This window comes from Acinetobacter entericus (assembly GCF_026168575.1).
In the GTDB taxonomy this organism is placed as follows: domain Bacteria; phylum Pseudomonadota; class Gammaproteobacteria; order Pseudomonadales; family Moraxellaceae; genus Acinetobacter; species Acinetobacter bouvetii.
In genome coordinates this window covers 61,976-82,089 of the sequence record NZ_JAPEQW010000013.1, presented here as the reverse complement: position 1 = coordinate 82,089, position 20,114 = coordinate 61,976, and the positions used below count along the sequence as shown (strand labels likewise).

Below are 20,114 nucleotides of genomic sequence, written 5' to 3'. Positions count from 1 at the left end.
CGGACAACTGTTCATGATCAATACTTTACCGCTGCTGAATTACATTAAAAGTAATCAAGACATTCAAGCAATTAACCAATGGCGCACAGATGTCGAAAATCAGCTGCAGGAATATTTTGACAATGGGCAGTCTATCCGTGATGTGATTTTAGCGCGCTCCAATATTATTGATGAAGCGCTGCAATTTTTATGGACACATGCCGGTCTTGATCAAACCGGCTTAGGCTTATTTGCCGTAGGCGGTTACGGCCGCCGTGAAATGCTGCCCTATTCCGATGTTGACATCATGATTCTCTCAGAAGACACCATTTCTGAAGAACACGAAAAATTGATATCGACCTTTATTTCATCATTATGGGATGTCGGCAATTTCAAGCCCGGCATCAGCGTGCGCACCATTGCAGACTGCGTAACGCAGGCCACCAATGACCTGACCGTTGCGACTGCGTTAATTGAATCGCGCCTAATTACTGGCAATCAGCATTTGGCTAAATGGCCGCGCCGCATTGTGTCGCAGACATGGACGGACAAAACCTTCTATGATGCAAAAATGCAGGAACAGGCTAAACGCTATGCGCAGCACAACAACACAGAAAGCAACTTAGAGCCTGACATTAAAAACGCGCCAGGCGGCATCCGCGACATCAACCAAATTGGCTGGATTGCCAAGCGGCATTTCCGAGTCAACCGCATTTACGATTTAGTGCATTTGGGCTTTATTTCTGAATTTGAACTGGGCGTACTAGAGGCGGCTGAAAGTTTCCTTTGGGAAATCCGCCATCATCTGCACCGTTTAACCAAACGAGATGAAAACCGCTTGCTGTTTGATTATCAGCGTGAAATCGCAGCGAAATTCGGCTATGTGCGTGAAGAAGACAAATCGCCGAATTACCCAATTGAACAGTTCATGAAGCGCTATTACCGCAATGCGCAGCAAGTATCCACCTTAAATGAAATGCTGCTGGCGTATTTCAATGAATCGGTTATTACTCCGCGCCTGCCGGACTACAGCCGCAGCATTGAAGAGATTAACAGCAACTTTAAACTGGTTGACGGCAAACTGGCTGTGCAGCATCACAAAATTTTTTCAGAAAATCCAAGCGCGATTTTAGAAATTTTCTATCTGCTGGCGAACCGTCCTGAAATTACCGGCATCCGCGCGCGCACGCTGCGCCTGCTGACTTTGGCTGCGAAACGCATTAATCAAAATTTCAGGGATAATCCAGAACACCAAGCCATGTTTATGGCAATCATCCGCTCGCCTTACCGCCTGTATGACACCATGGTTGCCATGAAGCGCTACGGTGTTTTAGGCAATTACATTCCTGCATTTGGGCAAATCATGGGGCTGATGCAGTATGATTTATTCCATATTTATACGGTCGATGCGCATACTTTATTGCTGATTCGCAATTTAAACCGCTTTAAAGAACCTGAATTTGCTAAGGATTTCCCTGTAGTCAGTTCAGTCTTCCAGCGCCTTGCCCGCAGAGACATTGTTTACCTCGCGGCTATTTTCCATGACATTGCCAAAGGCCGTGGCGGCGATCACAGCGAGCTGGGCGCAGCCGATGCAATTAAATTCTGCATGACACATGGCTTTAGCGAGCGTGAAGCCAATCTTGTCGCCTGGCTCGTCAACAATCATTTGCAAATGTCGGTGACTGCACAGAAAAAAGACATTTCAGACCCTGATGTTGTGCGCACATTCGCAGAGAAAATGGGCGACATGGAGCACTTGGATTATCTGTATGCCCTGACGGTTGCAGATATCAACGCTACCAATCCAACATTATGGAATACATGGCGCGCATCATTAATGCGCCAGCTGTATACGCAAGCGCGCGATGTGATCCGTTCCGGCCTTGGCCGTCCAGTCGACTACCAAATGCTGATTGAAGACACAAAATTTGCGGCCAGCGAACAGCTGGTCGAAGAATTCTCATTGGACGAAGTGGAAAAAGTCTGGCAGGAATTAGGCGATGAATACTTTATTAAAGAATCTGCTGATGAAATTGCATGGCACACCCGCGCGATTCTGAAACACGGCGATAATCCTGAACCGCTGGTGCTGATGCGCGCGCACCGCAAATATGCGCAAGACGCCGTGCAGATTTTTATTTACACGCAAGATCAGCCCAACCTCTTTGCCACAACAGTGGCCATTTTAGACCGCATGAATTTAGACGTGCAGGATGCGCGGATTATTACTGCATTAAAAGCATTCAGCCTGGATACCTATGTGGTCTTGGACCGTTTTGGCACACTGCTGAATGACCCTGAACGGCAGGAAACCGTGATTCAAGCGCTGGTGAAAGCGCTCAGCCAGTCTGATAAATATCCAGGCCTGATGCAGCGCCGCATTCCGCGCCAGCTACGCCACTTTGATATTGAAAATACAGTAGATATCTCGCTGAACGAAGCCTTGCAGCAGAATATGGTTGAAATTGCAACACTTGACCACCCTGGCCTACTTGCCAAAGTCGGCGGTTTATTTATGATGCAGGGGCTGGATATTCACTCTGCAAGAATTGCCACTTTAGGCGAACGCGCTGAAGATATTTTCTTTGTGACTAAAAAAGATGGCACGCCAATGAATGCTGATGAAGCCGAAACCTTCGCTGCTCAGCTGAAGTCCGCGCTGGACGAAGCCTCGCATTTAGTTTGCGGCCATCATTAACTTATTTGAACCGGTAACCATTCCATGAACTCTAGTTTGTCATTATTGCACCCATATCCATTCGAAAAGCTGAATAAGCTTTTTCAGGACGTTACACCTGCAAATTTGCCTTTAATTCCATTATCGATTGGTGAACCAAAGCATCCTGCACCTGAATTTGTGAAGCAGGCAATTATTGACAACTTCCAGCATCTCTCCACTTATCCAAACAGCAAAGGCCTTTCTGAACTTCGCAGCAGCATTGCCAACTGGCTGACACGCCGTTTCAAGCTCAACAGCATCAGCTCTGAAAATCATGTGCTGCCTGTTTCCGGCACACGTGAAGCCATCTTCTCGTTTGTGCAGGCTCTGGTAAACCGTGAAGATGCGCCTTATGTGGTAATGCCAAATCCGTTCTACCAAATTTATGAAGGTGCAACTTTACTTGCAGGCGCAACGCCTTACTTCATTAACTGTACTGAAGAAAACAACTATTTAGGCGATTTTGACTCAGTACCCGCAGAAGTTTGGGAAAAAACAACCTTGCTTTTTGTCTGCACACCGGGCAACCCAACAGGCGCAGTCTTGTCTAAAGAACAGTTTAAGAAGCTGATTGCACTGTCTGACCAATACAACTTTGTCATTGCTTCAGATGAATGCTATTCAGAGCTTTGGTTTGACGAAGCACCTGCTGGACTGTTAGAAGTGTGTGCAGAGATTGGCCGTGACGACTACAAAAACTGTGTCGTGTTCCACTCACTGTCTAAACGCTCTAATTTGCCGGGTATGCGTTCTGGCTTTGTGGCTGGTGATGCAGAATTGCTGAAGCCTTATTTGAAATACCGGACTTATCATGGCGCTGCTATGCCAGTTCAGCATCAAATTGCATCAATTGCTGCCTGGGATGATGAAACCCATGTCGAAGAGAACCGTAAGCTGTACCGCGCAAAATTTGAATTATTCCAAAACGAACTTGGTCATTTATTGCCTTTACAGAAACCGGATGCCGGCTTCTATTACTGGCTAAAAGTAGACAATGATGAAGCATTTGCCAAAATGCTGATGGAAAAAGCGCATATTAAAGTTTTACCAGGCCGTTATTTGTCTCGTGAAACTGCCGCAGGCAATCCAGGCGAAAACCATGTCCGCATGGCGCTTGTTGCCGATATTGCACAATGTGAGCAAGTGATTCAGCGCTTAAAAGCCATACTTTAATGGGTTTAAAACATTCAGTTAAAAGCAAAAAAATGCCCCATATGTGGGGCATTTTTTTGCTTTAGATTTGAGTCAATACTATTTTAAAAATCAAACGTTGCACTGAGTTTAAAAGTTCGAGGCTCACTGAGTGACAGATAAGTGTAGTCATTTACTGATGCTGAAGCCCAGTAGTCTTTATCTAATACGTTGGTCACACTGAAATTCAAAGTGGTTGGCACTGTATTAATTTGGGTTTTATAGTTCGCTCCCACATCAACACGTGTCCAGTCGTTTAATTTTAAAGTGTTTGCATTATTTGCGTAAGTTGAACCTGTATATACCACACGTCCATTGACACTGATGTCTTGCTCAGTCGGCAATTGCCAGTCGGCTTCTACATTTGCTTGAAACTCAGGCACACCAATTACATGATGACCATCGAATAAGCCCTGATAGGTGTTTTTTTGCTGTGTATCAATCCATGTTGCCCCACCCAAGATTTTGATTGAATCACTCAATTGACCATAGGCATTAAACTCAACACCTTGGTGAATATTGGTCGCTTGACTGATTTGGGCAGTACCAGAAGTATTCACTGAAGCTTTTTGACGGTCTGTGTAAAAATAATTGAGTGTTCCGCCCAATAAGCCATTTTCAAATTTCAGACCGACTTCTTTTTGTTTCGACACAAATGGATCTGCAATATAGTTATTACCTTCACTATCCAAAATCGCGTCACCTTGCACTAAGGCTTCGATGTAATTGGCATACATAGACCATTCAGGACTTAACTTATAGCTCACACCCAATGCTGGAGTAAGTTGATTTTTATTAATGTTGTATTTGTACGTCCCGTAAGAATATACGTCTTGATCAATTTCTTGATAACGTGCACCCAGCATCAGCGTCAAACGATCATCCAACATGGAAATATTGTCGCCTAAAGCAATACTTTTAAGAGTACTTAAACCTGCTTTAGGATACGCTCCCACCTCGCCTAGCCATTTATCAATATTCGAGTTTTCAGTGTAAATCGGGTCATAAAAATTATCATTCAAACTTGTTGCATAACCATAGTTATAGCGCTTATCCGCACGATTTAAGGAGCCAGACACTACAACTTGATGTTTTAAATTGCCCGTTTCAAATTTGGTTTTTAAACCGAGTTCAGCACTGTGGTTGGTATCTTTACGCGGAATCACGGAAGCAGACAATTTTGCCGCTCCTGTGGCGGTATCACTTAATTGCTGACTCGAATACACACCCGCTTCTTCTGATTTACGAAAACCATAAGCGGCATAAGCTGTTGTCGCATCTGTAAGATCATATTCGGCACGTATACTTCCAAACAAATCCTCTTCATTTGAATAGGTCCACGCTTGTCCATGATAATTTGCATATTGTGATGCGCTTGGTACCTGTGTGACGGCATTCGTTAAACGCAAACTTGGCCGATTTTCAGAAAGGCGGTTGTTGTTATAGCCTAAATCACCGGATAGGCGGAATTGATCCCCTTTATAGTCCGCAGAAATTAAAGCCAGCCCCAAGGCTTTATTTTCTTTATCAGCTTCTGTCCCGCCATCATGGTAGGCTGTGTTTACGCGCACACCAAATTGATCATTCTCACCCAAGCGACGCGAAACATCCGATGCCACGTATCCGCCATTAAAATTTGTACCCACACTGATACGCGTTAAAGGATCATTACTGGCACGTTTAGGCAGTAAGTTAATCGATCCGCCAATTCCTGTTCCACCTGGAATTGCCCCATTTAAAAAAGCAGATGCACCTTTAAAAACTTCAACACGTTCAAATAGCTCGGTTGGAATGTATTGGCGCGGCAATATGCCATATAGACCGTTATACGCCGTATCATCGGATGCAAGCGCAAAACCACGAATAAAATAGGCTTCTTGAAAGTTCCCATAACCTTTTGCTGTCCGCACCCCAGCATCCGCTTGCAATACTTCCCCTACACTTTGCGCTTGGCGGTCTTGAATATACTGATTGGTATAACTAGTAATATTAAAGGGCGTGTCTAAATTTTTCTGATTGCCAAATATCCCAATTTTACCCCCTGTAGCGACTTGGCCGCCCGCATAAGGTTTCATTAAACCATCTGCAGAAGCATCTGCACTCACTACAATATTTATTACATCTAAAGTCTGAACAGCAGATGCATCAACACGTCCAGCTAAATTATCCGTTTCAGCTGCCTCATTAGCATAAGCATATGTAAAGCCTTGAGCCGTACATGCCATCATCACACAGAGCTGTTTCATTTTTAACATTGGGAAATTATCCTAGAAAACACGCCACACATAATAAATAATAATTATTAGCATTTACCTTTTCATTTCATTATTTCCTATGCGTTTTATTCATCACTTTTTATTTTTTAATTGTATTTTTTTATTAAAGCCTATCTAGTGAGCTAATGTTGCCCGATTACTGAATAGATATTTTGAATTAATTGAACTTTTATAAAACGGCTCAATCATGATCATCATTTTAAGTAAAAAATCGCTTATTTCACTGGTCGTTTATAGCTTTTCATCGCACCACTCCCTACCCTAAGGATTTTTTTAGGAATGCCATCTAGAGATTCGGTGTTGCCAAAAATAAAGGCGCCTATGCGCCTTTAAATCTTATATTTGGAAAAGTTTAACCAGCTAAAGCCTTTTCAATATCTTCCTGCAAAGCGTCTGGTTTTGTAGTTGGCGCATAGCGGTTCAGTACCTGACCATTCTTACCAATTAAAAACTTAGTGAAATTCCACTTAATGCCATTTCCCAAGACCCCTTTAGAGTTATTGGTTAAATAACGGAAAATTGCATGCGCTTCAGGGCCTTTTACATCCACTTTTGCAAACATTGGAAAATCTACACCGTAATTTTTTTGACAAAACGCGCCAATTTGATCATTTGATCCAGGGTCCTGCCCACCAAACTGGTTGCAAGGAAAGCCCAGCACCAGAAATCCTTGGTCTTTATACTGCTGGTATAATTTTTCTAGTCCAGCAAATTGCGGGGTAAAACCGCATTTGCTTGCGGTATTCACTACCAGTAAAACTTTTCCTTCGTAATCTGCGAAAGATTTATTTTTACCATCCAACAACTCAGCTTCAAACTGATAAATGCTTGTCATGGATAAGTTTCCTCGTCATTTTTTTCTTGTGTTTTTAAGTCTAATGAAGCCGAATTCACGCAATAGCGCAATCCTGTCGGCTGTGGACCATCTGGGAAAACATGCCCTAAATGTGCGTCACAATGATGACAGACAATTTCTGTTCTCACCATGCCGTGCGATGCATCTTGATGCTCCTCAATCACTGTCCCATTTATAGGGCGGAAAAAACTTGGCCAGCCACATCCGCTGTCAAACTTTGTTTCAGAAGTAAATAATGGCTCTCCGCAGCAGCGGCAAACATATGTGCCTTCTTGCTTAGTATTCCAGTATTTTCCCGTAAAAGCCGGTTCAGTTCCCTTCTGACGTGTAATGCGAAACTCTTCTGGCGATAACTCTCTTTGCCATTCTCTTTCTGTTTTATTGAGTTTTCCCATGATGACGTCCCTTTATATCGTGCTATTTAAAATAGGATAATCCTATATTTACGTCATTCAATCTTAAATTTCTAGTCTTTATTCAACAATTTACAAAATCTATATAATGCTCAAAAAAGCAAAAAGTAAGCAAACATAAAATCAAAGTAAGCAATTCTAAAAATTAAATGCTTTTTTGTGAGCAAATTTAGTGTTAGGCTTGGTCTGACTCTTGCTCAGGATTAAAAAATGTCGCAGAAAAAGAGCGTAATTTTTAAAAATCTGCTGCCCGTGATTAAACAATATCAACAGGCAGGGTTTACGCATGAAAAAATTGTTGCTTTACTCAGAGATGAACATCATCTCGATTTGGTAACAACCGAGACATTTAAAAGCTATTTATACCGTTATGCAAAAGTGACCTCCACTCTTTCCGAGAACATTAAAATGCCGAACACTTTCCACACCCCACGCGAAATTAAGAAATCGTCTAAGCTCGAGCATGTATGCTACGACATTCGCGGGCCAGTGTTGCGAGCGGCCAACGAAATGGAAGAGGCTGGACACAAAATCATTAAGCTGAATATCGGCAACCCCGCCCCATTCGGCTTTGAAGCACCGCAAGAAATCATCAATGATGTTGCATTGAACCTGCCGAATGCGATTGGCTATACAGATTCGAAAGGCATCTTCCCTGCGCGCAAAGCCATTTGCCAGTATTATCAGCAAAAAGGCATTCTAAACATGCATGTCAACGACGTGTATGTGGGCAATGGCGTATCAGAACTGATTGTCATGGCGATGCAGGGCCTGCTGGATGACGGCGATGAAATGCTGGTGCCCATGCCGGATTATCCGCTTTGGACTGCTGCCGTTAACTTATCTGGCGGCACCGCTATCCACTATAAATGCGATGAAGAAAACTACTGGTATCCAGACATTGCGGATATGGAAAGCAAAATCACGCCCAATACCCGCGGTATTGTGATTATCAATCCAAACAATCCGACTGGTGCGGTATATCCTCGCCATGTGCTGGAACAAATTGTTGCCTTAGCCAAAAAATATGACTTAATTTTGTTTGCTGACGAAATTTACGACAAAATTATTTATGACGGCATTGAGCATGTATCCGTAGCAGCTTTAGCCGGTGATCAGCTGTGCATTTCATTTAACGGCCTATCTAAAGCATACCGCATCGCAGGCTACCGCTCCGGCTGGATGGCCATCACTGGCGATAAATCCCGCGCTATGGATTATATCGAAGGTTTGGACATGCTGGCGTCTATGCGCCTGTGCGCCAATCATCAAGCGCAATATGCGATTCAAACCGCGCTTGGCGGTTATCAGTCTATTAATGACTTGATCCGCCCAGGCGGCCGTTTGTACGAGCAGCGCAACATTGCATGGGAAATGCTGAATGAAATTCCTGGCGTATCTTGTGTGAAGCCGGAAGGCGCAATGTACTGCTTCCCTAAATTAGACCCTGAAGTTTATCCAATTGAAGATGATGAAAAATTCATGCTGGATTTCTTAAGGGCTGAAAAAGTCTTGCTGGTTCAAGGAACGGGCTTCAACTGGCCGACACCGGATCACTTCCGCGTTGTCTTCCTGCCAGCAGAAAATGAACTTCGTGAAGCAATTACACGCTTAGGACGTTTCTTGTCTAAAATGCGTTAAGTTACGGAAAATATAAAACCGCACAACCGTGCGGTTTTTTCATTTTTCATAATAAGGTTAAATTTAATGCAGCTTAAGCGGATTGCCGAACTGCTTAATGTAGGCTAAGCCTAATTGCTGAGAACCTATATAGTTTAGATGATTATCATCTTTATTCCGGTACAGCGGCACGCCATTTATATTAATACTGCACAATGCTGCGCCACAAATTGAATAGGCAGGACGGATAACCCTAAGCTGTGGAAACTGATGCTCTGCCCGCGCAACTATCTTATAAAACTGGATTAAATCCCGCTGAAACACTTGCCGGGAAACAGCGCAATTGACTCGTATATTTAATATTTCATTTCGCACAATGCAATCTGCAGGAACATCATTCTGCATTAAACGCGGCATATCATCCAGCAGGATCACTTGATCAGCAGATTGGGAAGCGATTGCAATTGCTTTCATCAGCCCTTTTTCAAAGATCTCTTCACTGCTGTGTTCTGTGCCATCCTGCAATTTCCATCCCTGATGAAAATACGGATAGTACCCGCCAGCCAAGATAATCACAGGATAATGCTTATGCGCTAGATGCGCAGTAATAGCATCATTTCTTTGCTTCGTTTGTTCCAATTCTATCCATTTGCCATAATTCATTTGCAAGGTATGCACATCTGGCAAATAGAATGTCGAACTTTGCGTTACATCATAGCCGCGCAACTGAGCATCTTTAGCCCAAACATCCAGCATGCCGCTATAACTATTGGCATGTGAATCACCAATCAGTAAAAAATCAATTTCATCTTTTTGCCGGCCCAATACGCAGTCTTCAGGTTTTGGCAAAGTGCTGGGATCTTCAGTATCCATGCATTTATAGTGGATCTCATGCGCAAAAGCATTCAAGGCCGCTGTTTGCGTATAGATCGCTTGAGGAAAACGCTGCGGGTAGCCTTGTTGCTGCCACATCGAAAATGCCGCACTGGAAAACAGCAAGGCTGGCAGTACAAAACCCGCTAAAATCACCGTCTTATTCGGCAGCATGACAAAGCGTTTCGAGGGCTTTTCAATGAATATATAAGTTAAATATGCCAGTGAGAGGGAAATCACCAGCACCAAAAACTGGTTAAGTGCATTCATCGGCCGCATATACATATAAAACAGCACAATAACCGGCCAATGCCACAAGTACAGCGGATAAGAAATTTTCCCCACCCATCGGCTAAAACCATTGCTGAGCAGCAAACTTTGCCGCGGCGCTGAACCGCCAGCATAAATAATCAATGCAGCAGCCACGCAGGGAAACAGCGCCATTACTCCCGGAAATGGCGTTTTATGATCCATTAAGCACGCCGCGGCAAAAATAACCGCCAAACACAACCAGACAATGAGCTTAGTTACAGCGGCCGTCAACTTAATTTTAGGCATAAAGCAGATCAATGCTCCGCAAAGCAGTTCAAAAGCCCGTACTGGCATGCTGTAATACGCTTTTTCTGCATTATCATGAAGTTCAAATTGCGCATAGGCCAAAGACGCAATAAATAAAGCGCCAATCAGCCACAGGACATGCTTGAATCCCCATTTTTGAACAAAAAACAGCAGGATCAGCGGCCAAAAAATATAAAACTGCTCTTCCACGCCTAAAGACCATAAGTGCAGCAAAGGCGTTTCGTGCACACTTTGACTAAAGTAATCTCCCACTTCCTTCTGCATAAAGATATTAGCCATTAAAAACGTTGCGTACAGCACGCTTTTAAAGTAAGTCATAAGATCATCAGGTAAAAGCACATGCCAAGCGCCAAGAGATACAGCAGTCAATACCGTAAAATACGCAGGCGCTAATCGGACCACCCGCTTCTTATAAAAACGAGCTACTGAAAATTTTTCTGTCTGAATATCATGAATCACCGTCATTGTTATCAAATAACCAGAGATCACAAAAAAAATATCTACACCAATATAACCGCCGGAAAAAAAAGTCCAGCCTATATGATTGAAAATGACCAATAAAACTGCAGCCGCTCGTAGACCGTCAATATCAGCGCGGTATGAAAGATTCATGATTTATGACAGTGGCAAAATAGTATCGCGATTGTATGCCTTTCTTTCGAAAATTCAATTTGCAAGCTTAAACGTTTTATTCACTGTACGCCTGAGTACAAGACAAACATACAAGCTGAGCATATGGGCCTCTTTTTTATCATCTTTTGTGATTTACAGTCCTACAAAACCTGCCTTATTCATGCTATTTTTTAAGCAAATGTAGAACCTTATGAGTACAGGATGTCCTCAACCCGCGTTAAATTAAGCATTTTTTTATGCCTATGCATGTGCTTAGGCATTGGCATTCTGCGTTTTTCCTATACGGCGCTTTTACCGACAACACGTGAATCTTTTGGCTGGACAGCTCATTTCGCCAGCATCCTCGGCAGTGCAAATTTGCTGGGCTATTTAATGGGCGCATTTTGGGCGATGCGTTTGCCGCAAACCCGTGTCATGGCAGCTTATATTCAAGCCTCAGCCTTTGCCGGCATGTTCAGTTTAATGAGCTGCGCCTTTTCCGGCTTTCCTGACTTGTGGTATCTATTTTGGCGGGTTATTTCCGGCATCTGCGGCGGTTTGATCATGATTCTTTCACCCAGTATTGTGGCGCAGTGCTGCGAGTTAAAAGACCGTTTTAAAATTAACTTTATCGGCTTTAGCGGCATAGGTATCGGAGTTTTGCTGGCCACGCTGTTCCTGCCCTATTTGGACCAAATCGCAGTCCGTACCGCCTGGCTCATCTTAAGCGCATTTGCACTGGCGATCAGTGCCTGCTTAAATGTGCTGCTGCAAGACCTTAAACCGCTGCTCAGTACCCGTTCGGTAAAACAGCATGAGCAAGTTCAGCTGAATACCGTATTTTTAAGCTTAATTGCAGTCTATGGCTGCAGCGCTTTTGCTTATGTGCCGCATTCATTATTTTGGATTGATTATTTAACCCAAGTGTTAAAGCTGGACTTATATTGGATGAATTTCAACTGGATTCTATATGGTTCCGGCAGCGCCCTAGGCGCATTCTGCTCTTATCTCTTAGCCAAGAAATTAGGGAATTTCACCACTTTAAAAATGCTTTACTGCACTTATGTTTTTGCTATTGCAGTGGCAATACTCAACATCAGCCCGCTTTTTACCTTTATGTCCTCATTTTTGACAGGCCTGCTCAACCCTGCCGTGGTCTTTTTAACCTCCTACACCATTTTGCAATTATACGGCAACGCCTATAAAAAGCTGTGGAGCATTGCCACGCTGACTTTTGCCGCCATCCAATTGATCGGAGGACTCAGCTTCAGCGCGCTGCAGCATTTTAACGTCAGCTATCATCAGCAATTTATGATTGCTTCTGCTGTTCTGCTGATTGGCACCTTGCAATTGTTTTGGGTAACACGAAAAAAAGCACATATAGCGGCTCAGTAGTCCCGTGAGTTAAGCCTGTCATCCAGCAGAAAAGCAATACTGCTATTGATGGCAAAAACAAACAGGCGTCAAATCCCTTGACGCCTGTTTATTTTATAGCTTTTGCTATGGGTTTTATTCTTAGCCAAAACACCGTCTAATTCTAAAGCAATGCCTTGGCTATTAAGCCTAAATTTTTAAAAACTCCATATAAACACTGTCATTCGCAGCTCAGCTGAAACTTTAGCGCTGCTGCTGATTGCGTTGATTTTTCTGGTTGTGCTGCTGTTTGCCAGATTTCTGATCTTGCTGCGGTTGCTGTTGCTGTTGTTGATTCTGCTGGTTTTGCTGTTGCTGATCCTGTTGCTGCTGGTTTTGCTGTTGCTGCTGATGACGGGCCATTTCATGTAACTCCTGCTCTGTGAAATGAAATCAATGCATACACCTAAAGCCATGTATCCATCTGTGATAAAAATACCGCTTTGTTCAGCTTTCCTTATTCAACATCTTGGCAATAACCACTTTAGCCCAGTTATCCGTGTTTCCAAGCTCCGAGCTGTTTCAAAATGCTTCAATGTAATGACACTTTAAATAAAATGAATAAATTCAGCAGCCCGATAATTTAATATTTACGGAATTAACGCTACTGCTAACGATGCAAACTTAATTAAACACAACCTTCAGCAGAGTAAAAATTTTTCCCGACTGTACTGCAAATACTGAGCCTGCATAGCCTCATGTCGCAATAGATCTGAAAATCATCTGATGCAGCGCTGGGCTATCTATCCCTGCAGATAGTGTGCCAAGCTGCAGGCCAAACAATCAGGATGAGCATCACTTATGCAAATAATAATCCCGCAAAAAGCGGGATTATTATTTGACGGCAATCAGGCGGCATACAAACTTGCTTTAAGCGTTACTTTCAACGCTGAAGGCTTAGCGCTCTTTCGTCATTTTGTAAGCATCTTGCGCAATGGCTAAACTTTTCTTTTTGCCTTCTTCGGTATCAGCAATTTCATTCGTTGTGCCATTTTTTGCTTTAGGCTGACTGGGAGCATGTGTTTGACCGTATAACCGCCGCTGCTCTTGCTGAAAATTGGCATCTGCTGTCGCGCCCGGACAAGGCTTGGACTGATAAATGATTGAACCTTTAAGATTGCATTTATACACTGCGCCAGCCTGCGCTAAACATGGCATTCCCAGCAAAATTAAAATTGACCAGTAAAGTTTCATTTTTTATTTCCCTTATAATTTCCGTACAAAATATCATCAAGTTTTTAAAAATTCTAGCTTTTACAAACAAATAACCCGCAATATATGCGGGTTATTTGAAATTGGACGGAGCTTCTTGCCAGCGGCTATTCCATATTATCAATAATGGCTTGGCCAAATTCAGAACACCGAAGCAACGTTGCATCCGGCATCAAACGCTCAAAATCGTAAGTGACGGTCTTGGCCTCTATTGCTCCGGAAATGCCTTTGATAATTAAGTCAGCAGCCTCTCCCCAGCCCATATCGCGCAGCATCATTTCGGCAGAAAGAATAATGGAGCCTGGATTCACCTTATCTTGGCCTGCATATTTGGGCGCTGTGCCATGTGTCGCTTCGTACACCTGAACCGCACCGCCAATATTCGCTCCCGGAGCAATGCCAATACCGCCAACTTCGGCCGCCAGCGCATCTGATATATAGTCACCGTTTAAGTTCAGCGTCGCAATTACGGAATAGTCTGACGGACGCATTAAAATCTGCTGCAGGAATGCATCAGCAATCACATCTTTAATAATGATATCTTTACCTGTTTTGGGGTTTTTAATTTTAACCCAAGGGCCGCCGTCAATCAGTTCTCCGCCAAAACGCTCAAGTGCCAGTTCATAGCCCCACTCTTTAAATGCGCCTTCGGTATATTTCATAATATTGCCTTTGTGAACCAGCGTCACAGACGGCTTATTGTTATCAATCGCAAATTGAATGGCTTTACGAACCAGACGCTGAGTGCCTTCCTTAGAGACTGGCTTAATGCCGATACCGCAGTTCTCTTCAAAACGGATCTTGGTGACACCCATTTCTTCTTTTAAAAATTTGATGACTTTTTTCGCTTCCGGAGAATCCGCCTTCCATTCAATGCCTGCATAAATATCTTCAGAATTCTCACGGAAAATCACCATGTCGGTCTGTTCCGGATGCTGCACAGGAGACGGCACACCTTTAAACCAGCGTACTGGGCGCACGCAGACATATAAGTCAAGTTCCTGACGCAGTGCAACATTAAGCGAGCGGATACCGCCGCCTACAGGAGTTGTCAGCGGGCCTTTAATCGATACAACATATTCACGCAGCGCTTCCAAAGTTTCATCCGGCATATAGGTGCCGTAAATTTTATTGGCTTTTTCGCCGCAATACACTTCCATCCATTCAATAGAGCGTTTAGCGCCATAGGCCTTTTGCACAGCCGCATCGACCACGGCTTTCATGACAGGTGTGATGTCTACACCAATGCCGTCACCTTCAATAAAAGGGATAATCGGCTGATTAGGAACGTTTAATGACAAATCTGAATTTACACTTATTTTACTGCCATCCACAGGCACGGCAATTTTTTGATAACCCATTTTCTGTAATTCTCCTTCTTCTTTATCTGGCAATCTAAAAAATATTTGCCAATTCACAATACTTTCATTCTATCTTCACGCATAATAGATTAATCGAATTCAAACATCTTTGAGATTTATAAGGGAAATAGCCTTATTTCCCGCTTAAATAAAACTCGATGTTTCTTTTATTTATATTAGTGAAGAAGCTATTTCATATGAAAATCGTCATTCTCAATAAGCCTTATGACGTGCTCTCCCAATTCCGTAAAGACGAAGCGCACTTGACCATGTCCGACTTCGTAGACGATCCAACTTTGCGTTTGGCTGGCCGTCTAGATATGGACTCCGAAGGTTTAGTCTTCCTAACCGATCACGGCGGTCTAAACCAATACATCACCAACCCTGCCAATAAAAAGTTTAAAACTTATTTGGTTCAGGTGGAAGGTGATGTCACTGAAGAAGCACTTGAGCAGCTTCGCAAAGGCGTAGAGCTAAAAGACGGCATGACACTTCCTGCCAAAGCAGACAAAGTTGAACAACCTGAATGGTTGTGGGAACGTGATCCTCCTGTACGTTTCCGTGCCTCTATCCCGACATCTTGGGTTGAAATTTCAATCTGTGAAGGACGTAACCGCCAAGTGCGCCGTATGTGCGCTGCTGTAGGTTTCCCAGTTTTGCGCTTGATCCGCACTCAAATTGGCGGAATCAGTCTGGTTCAAATGGACTTAAAGCCAGGTGAAACAAAAGAGATTGAACCGCTGCTTTACCCAGACTTCCAAAATATTCCTGCGGAAGAGCCTTACCGTTCACGTTCTTATGTAAAAAAACCGGGCGGTACGGGCGGTAAGCCAATGGTTCGTAAGAACAAAGATGGTTCTGTTAAAAAGTCTGGTACTAAACGTATCTGGCAAATGGATGACAGCGAGAAGCCAAAGCGCCGTACCAATGGTACGACACGCCCAAATACTAAAGCGCCACGCGGCCGCGGGCGTAATGGCCGTTAAGACTTAGGATTTTTTTATAAATTAAGCCCCTCAATTGAGGGGCTTAATTTTTTAATATTTACTTTCAATCTCATTAAAATTAAGCTGATAACTATCAGGCTCTAAATACATTTTATAAAATTTAATATTCTTATTTTTTAGTGCAAACATAACATCGTTTTGACTAACTACAACATCTTTATCACCACATTCAGGCATTCTTAATCCAAAATATATCCCTGTTATAGCATCTTCACTAATTTTTTTTGACCCAGATGATTCTGTCAGTAATCTAATTTCATCTTCATGTATCCAAGCATTAGATTTATTGCCTAATATTAATTTCAATAACTTATTTATCGAGTTATTAACAAATGCACTTCCAAAATTAAGCTTATTAATATCTCCATAATTAACATCAAAATATGTTTTTAAATCATTTATTTTAAGTAGCTCATCTAAATCGTATTCGATACAAAAACCCTTATGAGAATTAGCATAATAAGCCCAAAGCAATTCATCTATTGGCGTTTTACTTAAAGAATAAATACCTATATTTTCACTTTCTTCGTAGAATCTTTTAAATTGTTCTCTAAGATATGGATGTAAAGAATTTCCTTTATCTGACACAATTTCATCAATGAATACCCCTTCACAAGGATCAGTCAACTGATTACTATTTGGTGCAAATAATTCCATCGATTCTAAAGTTTTCAAATCCCTCCCAGAACCACACCTATACTTATATACTTTCATTATTCACCAATAAAAACCCATACCTAAGTATGGGTTTTACCTGAAAATTAAATGCTTATCAAATTAAGCTTTCAGCCATAAATTCGCTTTGGCCTGATCTACAACTTTCAGTTCAACTTCACTCAGTTCAGAACCTGCAGCCTTCACACCAAAAGACATCAATTCATCACGGCGGAACGCCAGCACAGTATAATCACCCGCTTGCTTGGCATACTGTTCAAGCAGCTTGGCTGTCGCCCTCAAGCCGTCAACAGCAATAATGATGTCATTTGCAGATAAGCCTGCTTGAGCGCCAGCGCCATCACGGCGCGCAGACTGAACTAGAACGCCTTCAGGCTTATCGGCAAGCTTTAAGCCAAATGGCAAAGTTTTGTCATTTTTCAGGCTATAGCTTAAACCAAACTCTGGGAACAGCTGATCTAAGGGCAATTCATCTGTGGTATTGATCAAATGATTAATCTGTTCCAGCCAGCTGTCACCCGTCAGTTCTTTACATAAATCGAAAATGGTGCGTTCATTGACTTGAATGCCATTTTGCGCATTTTCGTACAGCTTACGCATTAAAGCATCCAAGCTCGAACCGCGCATCCGTAAGCCTAAATCCAAGCACAGCGCCACTAAACAGCCTTTGTTATAGTAGCTCGTACCCGCATTATTTGAGTTTTCATCCTGACGGTAAAACTTCACCCATGCATCAAAGCTAGACTCAGACACTGACTGCACTAAACGTCCAGGGTTTTGCAAATAACGGTCTATTTGCGCTTTCAGCAATGTCAAATATGAATCCTGATGAATCACGCCGCTGCGCAGTAAAATCAGATCATCATAATATGAGGTAAACCCTTCAAAGATCCACAGCAAAGAAGTGTAGCCTTCTTTGTTCAGGTCATAATTGACGAAATTTTCAGGGCGGATAAATTTCACCAGCCATGAGTGGAAATATTCGTGACTGCATAAGCCCAAAAAGCGCTGATAGTCCTTTGACGGCTCTTCCGGTTCATCGGCTTTTGGCAGGTCATCACGCGGTGTAATCAGGCTCGTACTGTTTGGATGTTCTAAACCGCCATAGCTGCTGCCTGTCGCCATGGTCATAAAGGTATAGTCCGTGAACGGCGCTGAACCAAACATTGAAATTTCAGTGCTGCAGATTTTTTCAATGTCCTGCTGCATGCGCTGCGCATTCATGGCATGTTTGCCAGACACCACAAACTCATGCGGAATGCCATTGGCTTCAAAGCTAAACCGTGTTTGATCTGCGAGCTCAAAAGGCGAATCAATCAGCTGCGCATAATTGTCTGCATACAGGGTGTAACGGCCTTTCACCAAAGTTTTAGACTTTAAGCCGGTGGCAATCTGAAAATGCTTCAGTTCTTCAGGCAAGAAAATTTCCGCTTCAATGGCCTTGTGTTCCTGCCCTTCCAAACCTAAACACGCGCAAGCTGGATTGACATATAAACGGGACTGGTCGACATAAGCACCGCGCACTGACAAATCATAAGCATAGACGTCATATTCAACCGTAATCAGCTCATGATCGGTATTGAATAAGCGCCATTTATTCTTTTCAAATTTTTGAATCTGCAGCTGGCGCCCGTCTTCATCATAAGCGCGTACTGCTTCAATATGTTTTGAAAACTCGCGGATTAAATAGCTTCCCGGTATCCAAGACGGCAGTGACAGCACTTGCGTTGGATCTGCCAAGAAACGCGCGGTGACATGAATAAGGTGCTGACGATAATCGTCAAATTCGATTTGATAATGCAGCATAATGGGCAATACAAAATAAAAAAAGATAACTTGGCAATAAGCTTAACATTTTTTGACACAACGGTGCGCAACAGTCTTAATTGTCTACAATTAAGACTAGTCAGCGGAAAAAAAAAGGCATAGCATTCCTTAAATTTTTTTGTATTTTCGGCCTACGGAAAGGCTATAAGGAATCTCATTGAAACGCGTAATTTACTTCATCGTGGCGCTATGCGCTTTATGCTCCACGGTAGCAAATGCTGCACTGCTCAACATCAATCCAGAAACGGTAGAAGCTGAAGCGTGGACTATTCTAGATCCGCAATCGGGACAAGTGATTGCTGAACATAATAGCCATGTACAGCGCGCTCCTGCCTCTTTAACCAAAATGATGGTGGCCTATATTGCCCTGAAAGAAATCAAAGCGGGCCATTTGAATAAAAATGAAGTTCTGACAGCCACCCCAGTGGTCAATGTGGTTCAATGGGATGAATCGCAAATGTATTTAAAGCCAGGCGAGCAAATTACGGTTGACCACCTGTTGGCAGGCCTAGTGGTTATGTCCGCGAATGATGCAGCGGTCACTCTGGCAGAGAAAATTTCTGGCGGCCTTCCGCAATTTATTGAGCGCATGAATAAAGAAGCCAAAGCGCTCGGCATGAATGACACCCACTTTCAAAACCCGGCAGGCATTACTATGCCGGAGCACTATTCTTCTGCAGCAGACCTCGCGCGTTTGGGCCGCGCCTTAGTGCAGGAAACACCGGACTATCTTAACTATTCCAAACAAACCAGCTTCAGCTATAACAATCATTTTCATAAAGCGACCAATATCTTGCTCAAGCAAGACCCGACAGTCGATGGCATGAAAACTGGCTTTACCAAAGCGGCTGGCTATAACCTAGCCTTAACCACCAACCGCCCTTCAGGCCTGCATAATGTGCCTGACCGCCGTTTAATTGTAGTGGTTATGGGCACTAAAAGCGGACTGAAGCGCGCTGAAGTAGCCCATAAGCTGATGAACCTTGCTTATGTCTATACCCGCAATGAAGTTGCCATTAAAGACAAACAGCTGATTGCCGAATTGCCAGTCATTAAGTCCACTTTAAAAATGTTTAAAGTGGAAACCAAAAAGCCGCAAATCATTACCACGTCATTATTTGACCCTGCGCTGACCATTGATATGAACACCTTTGATCAGCCGCATCAGCGCATCATGCTGGATACTGGCAATGGCTTATTGCAAGGCATTGAACCGCTGCAGCAAACTCAAACGCATATGAATATCGAAGTGAATGAAAAATTGCTCACTGCACCTTTGGCTCAAGTGATGAAATTAGTCACCGTAAATGTGTATCAAAACAACCAGCTGATCAACACCATTGATATTGAAGATGACGTAAATATTGACGAGGCCAATGTTTTCGAGCGTTTCTTATTTTGGCTTAAAAGTGTTTTCGGTATTTTCTCAGCAGATTCAGGCGCTGTAAAAACCTACCCATTGCAGCAATAATCGGCCTGCAGAATTCTTATCGGTGAG

Annotated in this window: 15 protein-coding genes; 6 read left to right on the top strand and 9 right to left on the bottom strand. The window is 43.1% G+C overall.

Annotated features, from left to right (window positions below):
• Nucleotides 1-13 precede the first annotated feature (13 nt).
• Complete coding sequence (glnD, locus tag OKC24_RS11540) at nucleotides 14-2,680, top strand: [protein-PII] uridylyltransferase (protein ID WP_130145220.1); 2,667 nt, start codon at nucleotides 14-16, stop codon at nucleotides 2,678-2,680.
• Nucleotides 2,681-2,704: 24 nt separating this feature from the next.
• Nucleotides 2,705-3,874 carry a succinyldiaminopimelate transaminase gene (gene dapC, locus OKC24_RS11535; protein ID WP_130145218.1) on the top strand — a complete coding sequence of 390 codons (1,170 nt, stop codon included), beginning with the start codon at nucleotides 2,705-2,707 and terminating at the stop codon, nucleotides 3,872-3,874.
• An 83-nt stretch (nucleotides 3,875-3,957) separates the two neighbouring features.
• On the opposite strand, the gene OKC24_RS11530 is transcribed toward dapC, so the two are convergent.
• The 3 genes from OKC24_RS11530 to msrB all read right to left on the bottom strand — a co-directional run bounded on the left by OKC24_RS11530 (nucleotide 3,958) and on the right by msrB (nucleotide 7,419).
• Nucleotides 3,958-6,147, bottom strand: coding sequence for a TonB-dependent receptor (locus OKC24_RS11530; protein WP_130145216.1), 2,190 nt, complete (start codon nucleotides 6,145-6,147; stop codon nucleotides 3,958-3,960).
• Between the two features lie 373 nt (nucleotides 6,148-6,520).
• Nucleotides 6,521-7,003 (bottom strand): glutathione peroxidase, encoded by a 483-nt coding sequence (locus OKC24_RS11525; protein ID WP_130145214.1) that lies wholly within the window; start codon nucleotides 7,001-7,003, stop codon nucleotides 6,521-6,523.
• Nucleotides 7,000-7,419 (bottom strand): peptide-methionine (R)-S-oxide reductase MsrB, encoded by a 420-nt coding sequence (gene msrB, locus OKC24_RS11520; RefSeq protein ID WP_130145212.1) that lies wholly within the window; start codon nucleotides 7,417-7,419, stop codon nucleotides 7,000-7,002. The genes OKC24_RS11525 and msrB overlap by 4 nt, the downstream gene beginning before the upstream one ends.
• Before the next feature lie 228 nt (nucleotides 7,420-7,647).
• Between msrB and OKC24_RS11515 the strand changes: the two genes are divergently transcribed.
• Nucleotides 7,648-9,078, top strand: a complete 1,431-nt coding sequence (locus tag OKC24_RS11515) for a pyridoxal phosphate-dependent aminotransferase (RefSeq protein ID WP_005010899.1) — start codon at nucleotides 7,648-7,650, stop codon at nucleotides 9,076-9,078.
• 63 nt (nucleotides 9,079-9,141) lie between these two features.
• Here OKC24_RS11515 and OKC24_RS11510 read toward each other — a convergent pair whose 3' ends face one another.
• Nucleotides 9,142-11,121, bottom strand: coding sequence for an acyltransferase family protein (locus tag OKC24_RS11510; protein WP_265465201.1), 1,980 nt, complete (start codon nucleotides 11,119-11,121; stop codon nucleotides 9,142-9,144).
• 222 nt (nucleotides 11,122-11,343) lie between these two features.
• Between OKC24_RS11510 and OKC24_RS11505 the strand changes: the two genes are divergently transcribed.
• Nucleotides 11,344-12,516, top strand: coding sequence for a YbfB/YjiJ family MFS transporter (locus OKC24_RS11505; RefSeq protein WP_130145208.1), 1,173 nt, complete (start codon nucleotides 11,344-11,346; stop codon nucleotides 12,514-12,516).
• A 222-nt stretch (nucleotides 12,517-12,738) separates the two neighbouring features.
• Here OKC24_RS11505 and OKC24_RS11500 read toward each other — a convergent pair whose 3' ends face one another.
• The 3 genes from OKC24_RS11500 to icd all read right to left on the bottom strand — a co-directional run bounded on the left by OKC24_RS11500 (nucleotide 12,739) and on the right by icd (nucleotide 15,107).
• Nucleotides 12,739-12,897 (bottom strand): hypothetical protein, encoded by a 159-nt coding sequence (locus OKC24_RS11500; protein ID WP_005010906.1) that lies wholly within the window; start codon nucleotides 12,895-12,897, stop codon nucleotides 12,739-12,741.
• 534 nt (nucleotides 12,898-13,431) lie between these two features.
• Nucleotides 13,432-13,728: a hypothetical protein gene (locus tag OKC24_RS11495; protein WP_130145206.1), complete on the bottom strand. Its 297-nt coding sequence runs from the start codon at nucleotides 13,726-13,728 to the stop codon at nucleotides 13,432-13,434.
• Nucleotides 13,729-13,853: 125 nt separating this feature from the next.
• Nucleotides 13,854-15,107: an NADP-dependent isocitrate dehydrogenase gene (icd, locus tag OKC24_RS11490; RefSeq protein ID WP_130145205.1), complete on the bottom strand. Its 1,254-nt coding sequence runs from the start codon at nucleotides 15,105-15,107 to the stop codon at nucleotides 13,854-13,856.
• A 197-nt stretch (nucleotides 15,108-15,304) separates the two neighbouring features.
• Here icd and OKC24_RS11485 point away from each other — a divergent pair, with 197 nt between their 5' ends.
• The gene (locus tag OKC24_RS11485; protein WP_130145203.1) at nucleotides 15,305-16,093 is read left to right on the top strand and encodes an rRNA large subunit pseudouridine synthase E; all 789 of its coding nucleotides are present in this window, start codon (nucleotides 15,305-15,307) and stop codon (nucleotides 16,091-16,093) included.
• A 51-nt stretch (nucleotides 16,094-16,144) separates the two neighbouring features.
• Here the strand turns inward: OKC24_RS11485 and OKC24_RS11480 are convergent, their stop codons facing one another.
• On the bottom strand, nucleotides 16,145-16,789 hold the full coding sequence (locus tag OKC24_RS11480; protein ID WP_265465184.1) for a DUF2971 domain-containing protein: 645 nt from the start codon (nucleotides 16,787-16,789) through the stop codon (nucleotides 16,145-16,147).
• A 102-nt stretch (nucleotides 16,790-16,891) separates the two neighbouring features.
• Nucleotides 16,892-18,595 carry a M61 family metallopeptidase gene (locus OKC24_RS11475; RefSeq protein ID WP_131276382.1) on the bottom strand — a complete coding sequence of 568 codons (1,704 nt, stop codon included), beginning with the start codon at nucleotides 18,593-18,595 and terminating at the stop codon, nucleotides 16,892-16,894.
• A gap of 178 nt (nucleotides 18,596-18,773) precedes the next feature.
• Between OKC24_RS11475 and OKC24_RS11470 the strand changes: the two genes are divergently transcribed.
• A complete protein-coding gene (locus OKC24_RS11470; protein WP_265465179.1) occupies nucleotides 18,774-20,087 on the top strand; it encodes a D-alanyl-D-alanine carboxypeptidase PBP6B in 1,314 nt (437 codons plus the stop codon).
• Nucleotides 20,088-20,114: the final 27 nt, after the last annotated feature.

Bases quoted from the DNA above. Each gene is read 5' to 3' on its own strand.
- glnD (WP_130145220.1), top strand. From the start codon at position 14: ATGATCAATACTTTACCGCTGCTGAATTACATTAAAAGTAATCAAGAC.
- dapC (WP_130145218.1), top strand. From the start codon at position 2,705: ATGAACTCTAGTTTGTCATTATTGCACCCATATCCATTCGAAAAGCTG.
- OKC24_RS11530 (WP_130145216.1), bottom strand. From the start codon at position 6,147: ATGTTAAAAATGAAACAGCTCTGTGTGATGATGGCATGTACGGCTCAA.
- OKC24_RS11525 (WP_130145214.1), bottom strand. From the start codon at position 7,003: ATGACAAGCATTTATCAGTTTGAAGCTGAGTTGTTGGATGGTAAAAAT.
- msrB (WP_130145212.1), bottom strand. From the start codon at position 7,419: ATGGGAAAACTCAATAAAACAGAAAGAGAATGGCAAAGAGAGTTATCG.
- OKC24_RS11515 (WP_005010899.1), top strand. From the start codon at position 7,648: ATGTCGCAGAAAAAGAGCGTAATTTTTAAAAATCTGCTGCCCGTGATT.
- OKC24_RS11510 (WP_265465201.1), bottom strand. From the start codon at position 11,121: ATGAATCTTTCATACCGCGCTGATATTGACGGTCTACGAGCGGCTGCA.
- OKC24_RS11505 (WP_130145208.1), top strand. From the start codon at position 11,344: ATGTCCTCAACCCGCGTTAAATTAAGCATTTTTTTATGCCTATGCATG.
- OKC24_RS11500 (WP_005010906.1), bottom strand. From the start codon at position 12,897: ATGGCCCGTCATCAGCAGCAACAGCAAAACCAGCAGCAACAGGATCAG.
- OKC24_RS11495 (WP_130145206.1), bottom strand. From the start codon at position 13,728: ATGAAACTTTACTGGTCAATTTTAATTTTGCTGGGAATGCCATGTTTA.
- icd (WP_130145205.1), bottom strand. From the start codon at position 15,107: ATGGGTTATCAAAAAATTGCCGTGCCTGTGGATGGCAGTAAAATAAGT.
- OKC24_RS11485 (WP_130145203.1), top strand. From the start codon at position 15,305: ATGAAAATCGTCATTCTCAATAAGCCTTATGACGTGCTCTCCCAATTC.
- OKC24_RS11475 (WP_131276382.1), bottom strand. From the start codon at position 18,595: ATGCTGCATTATCAAATCGAATTTGACGATTATCGTCAGCACCTTATT.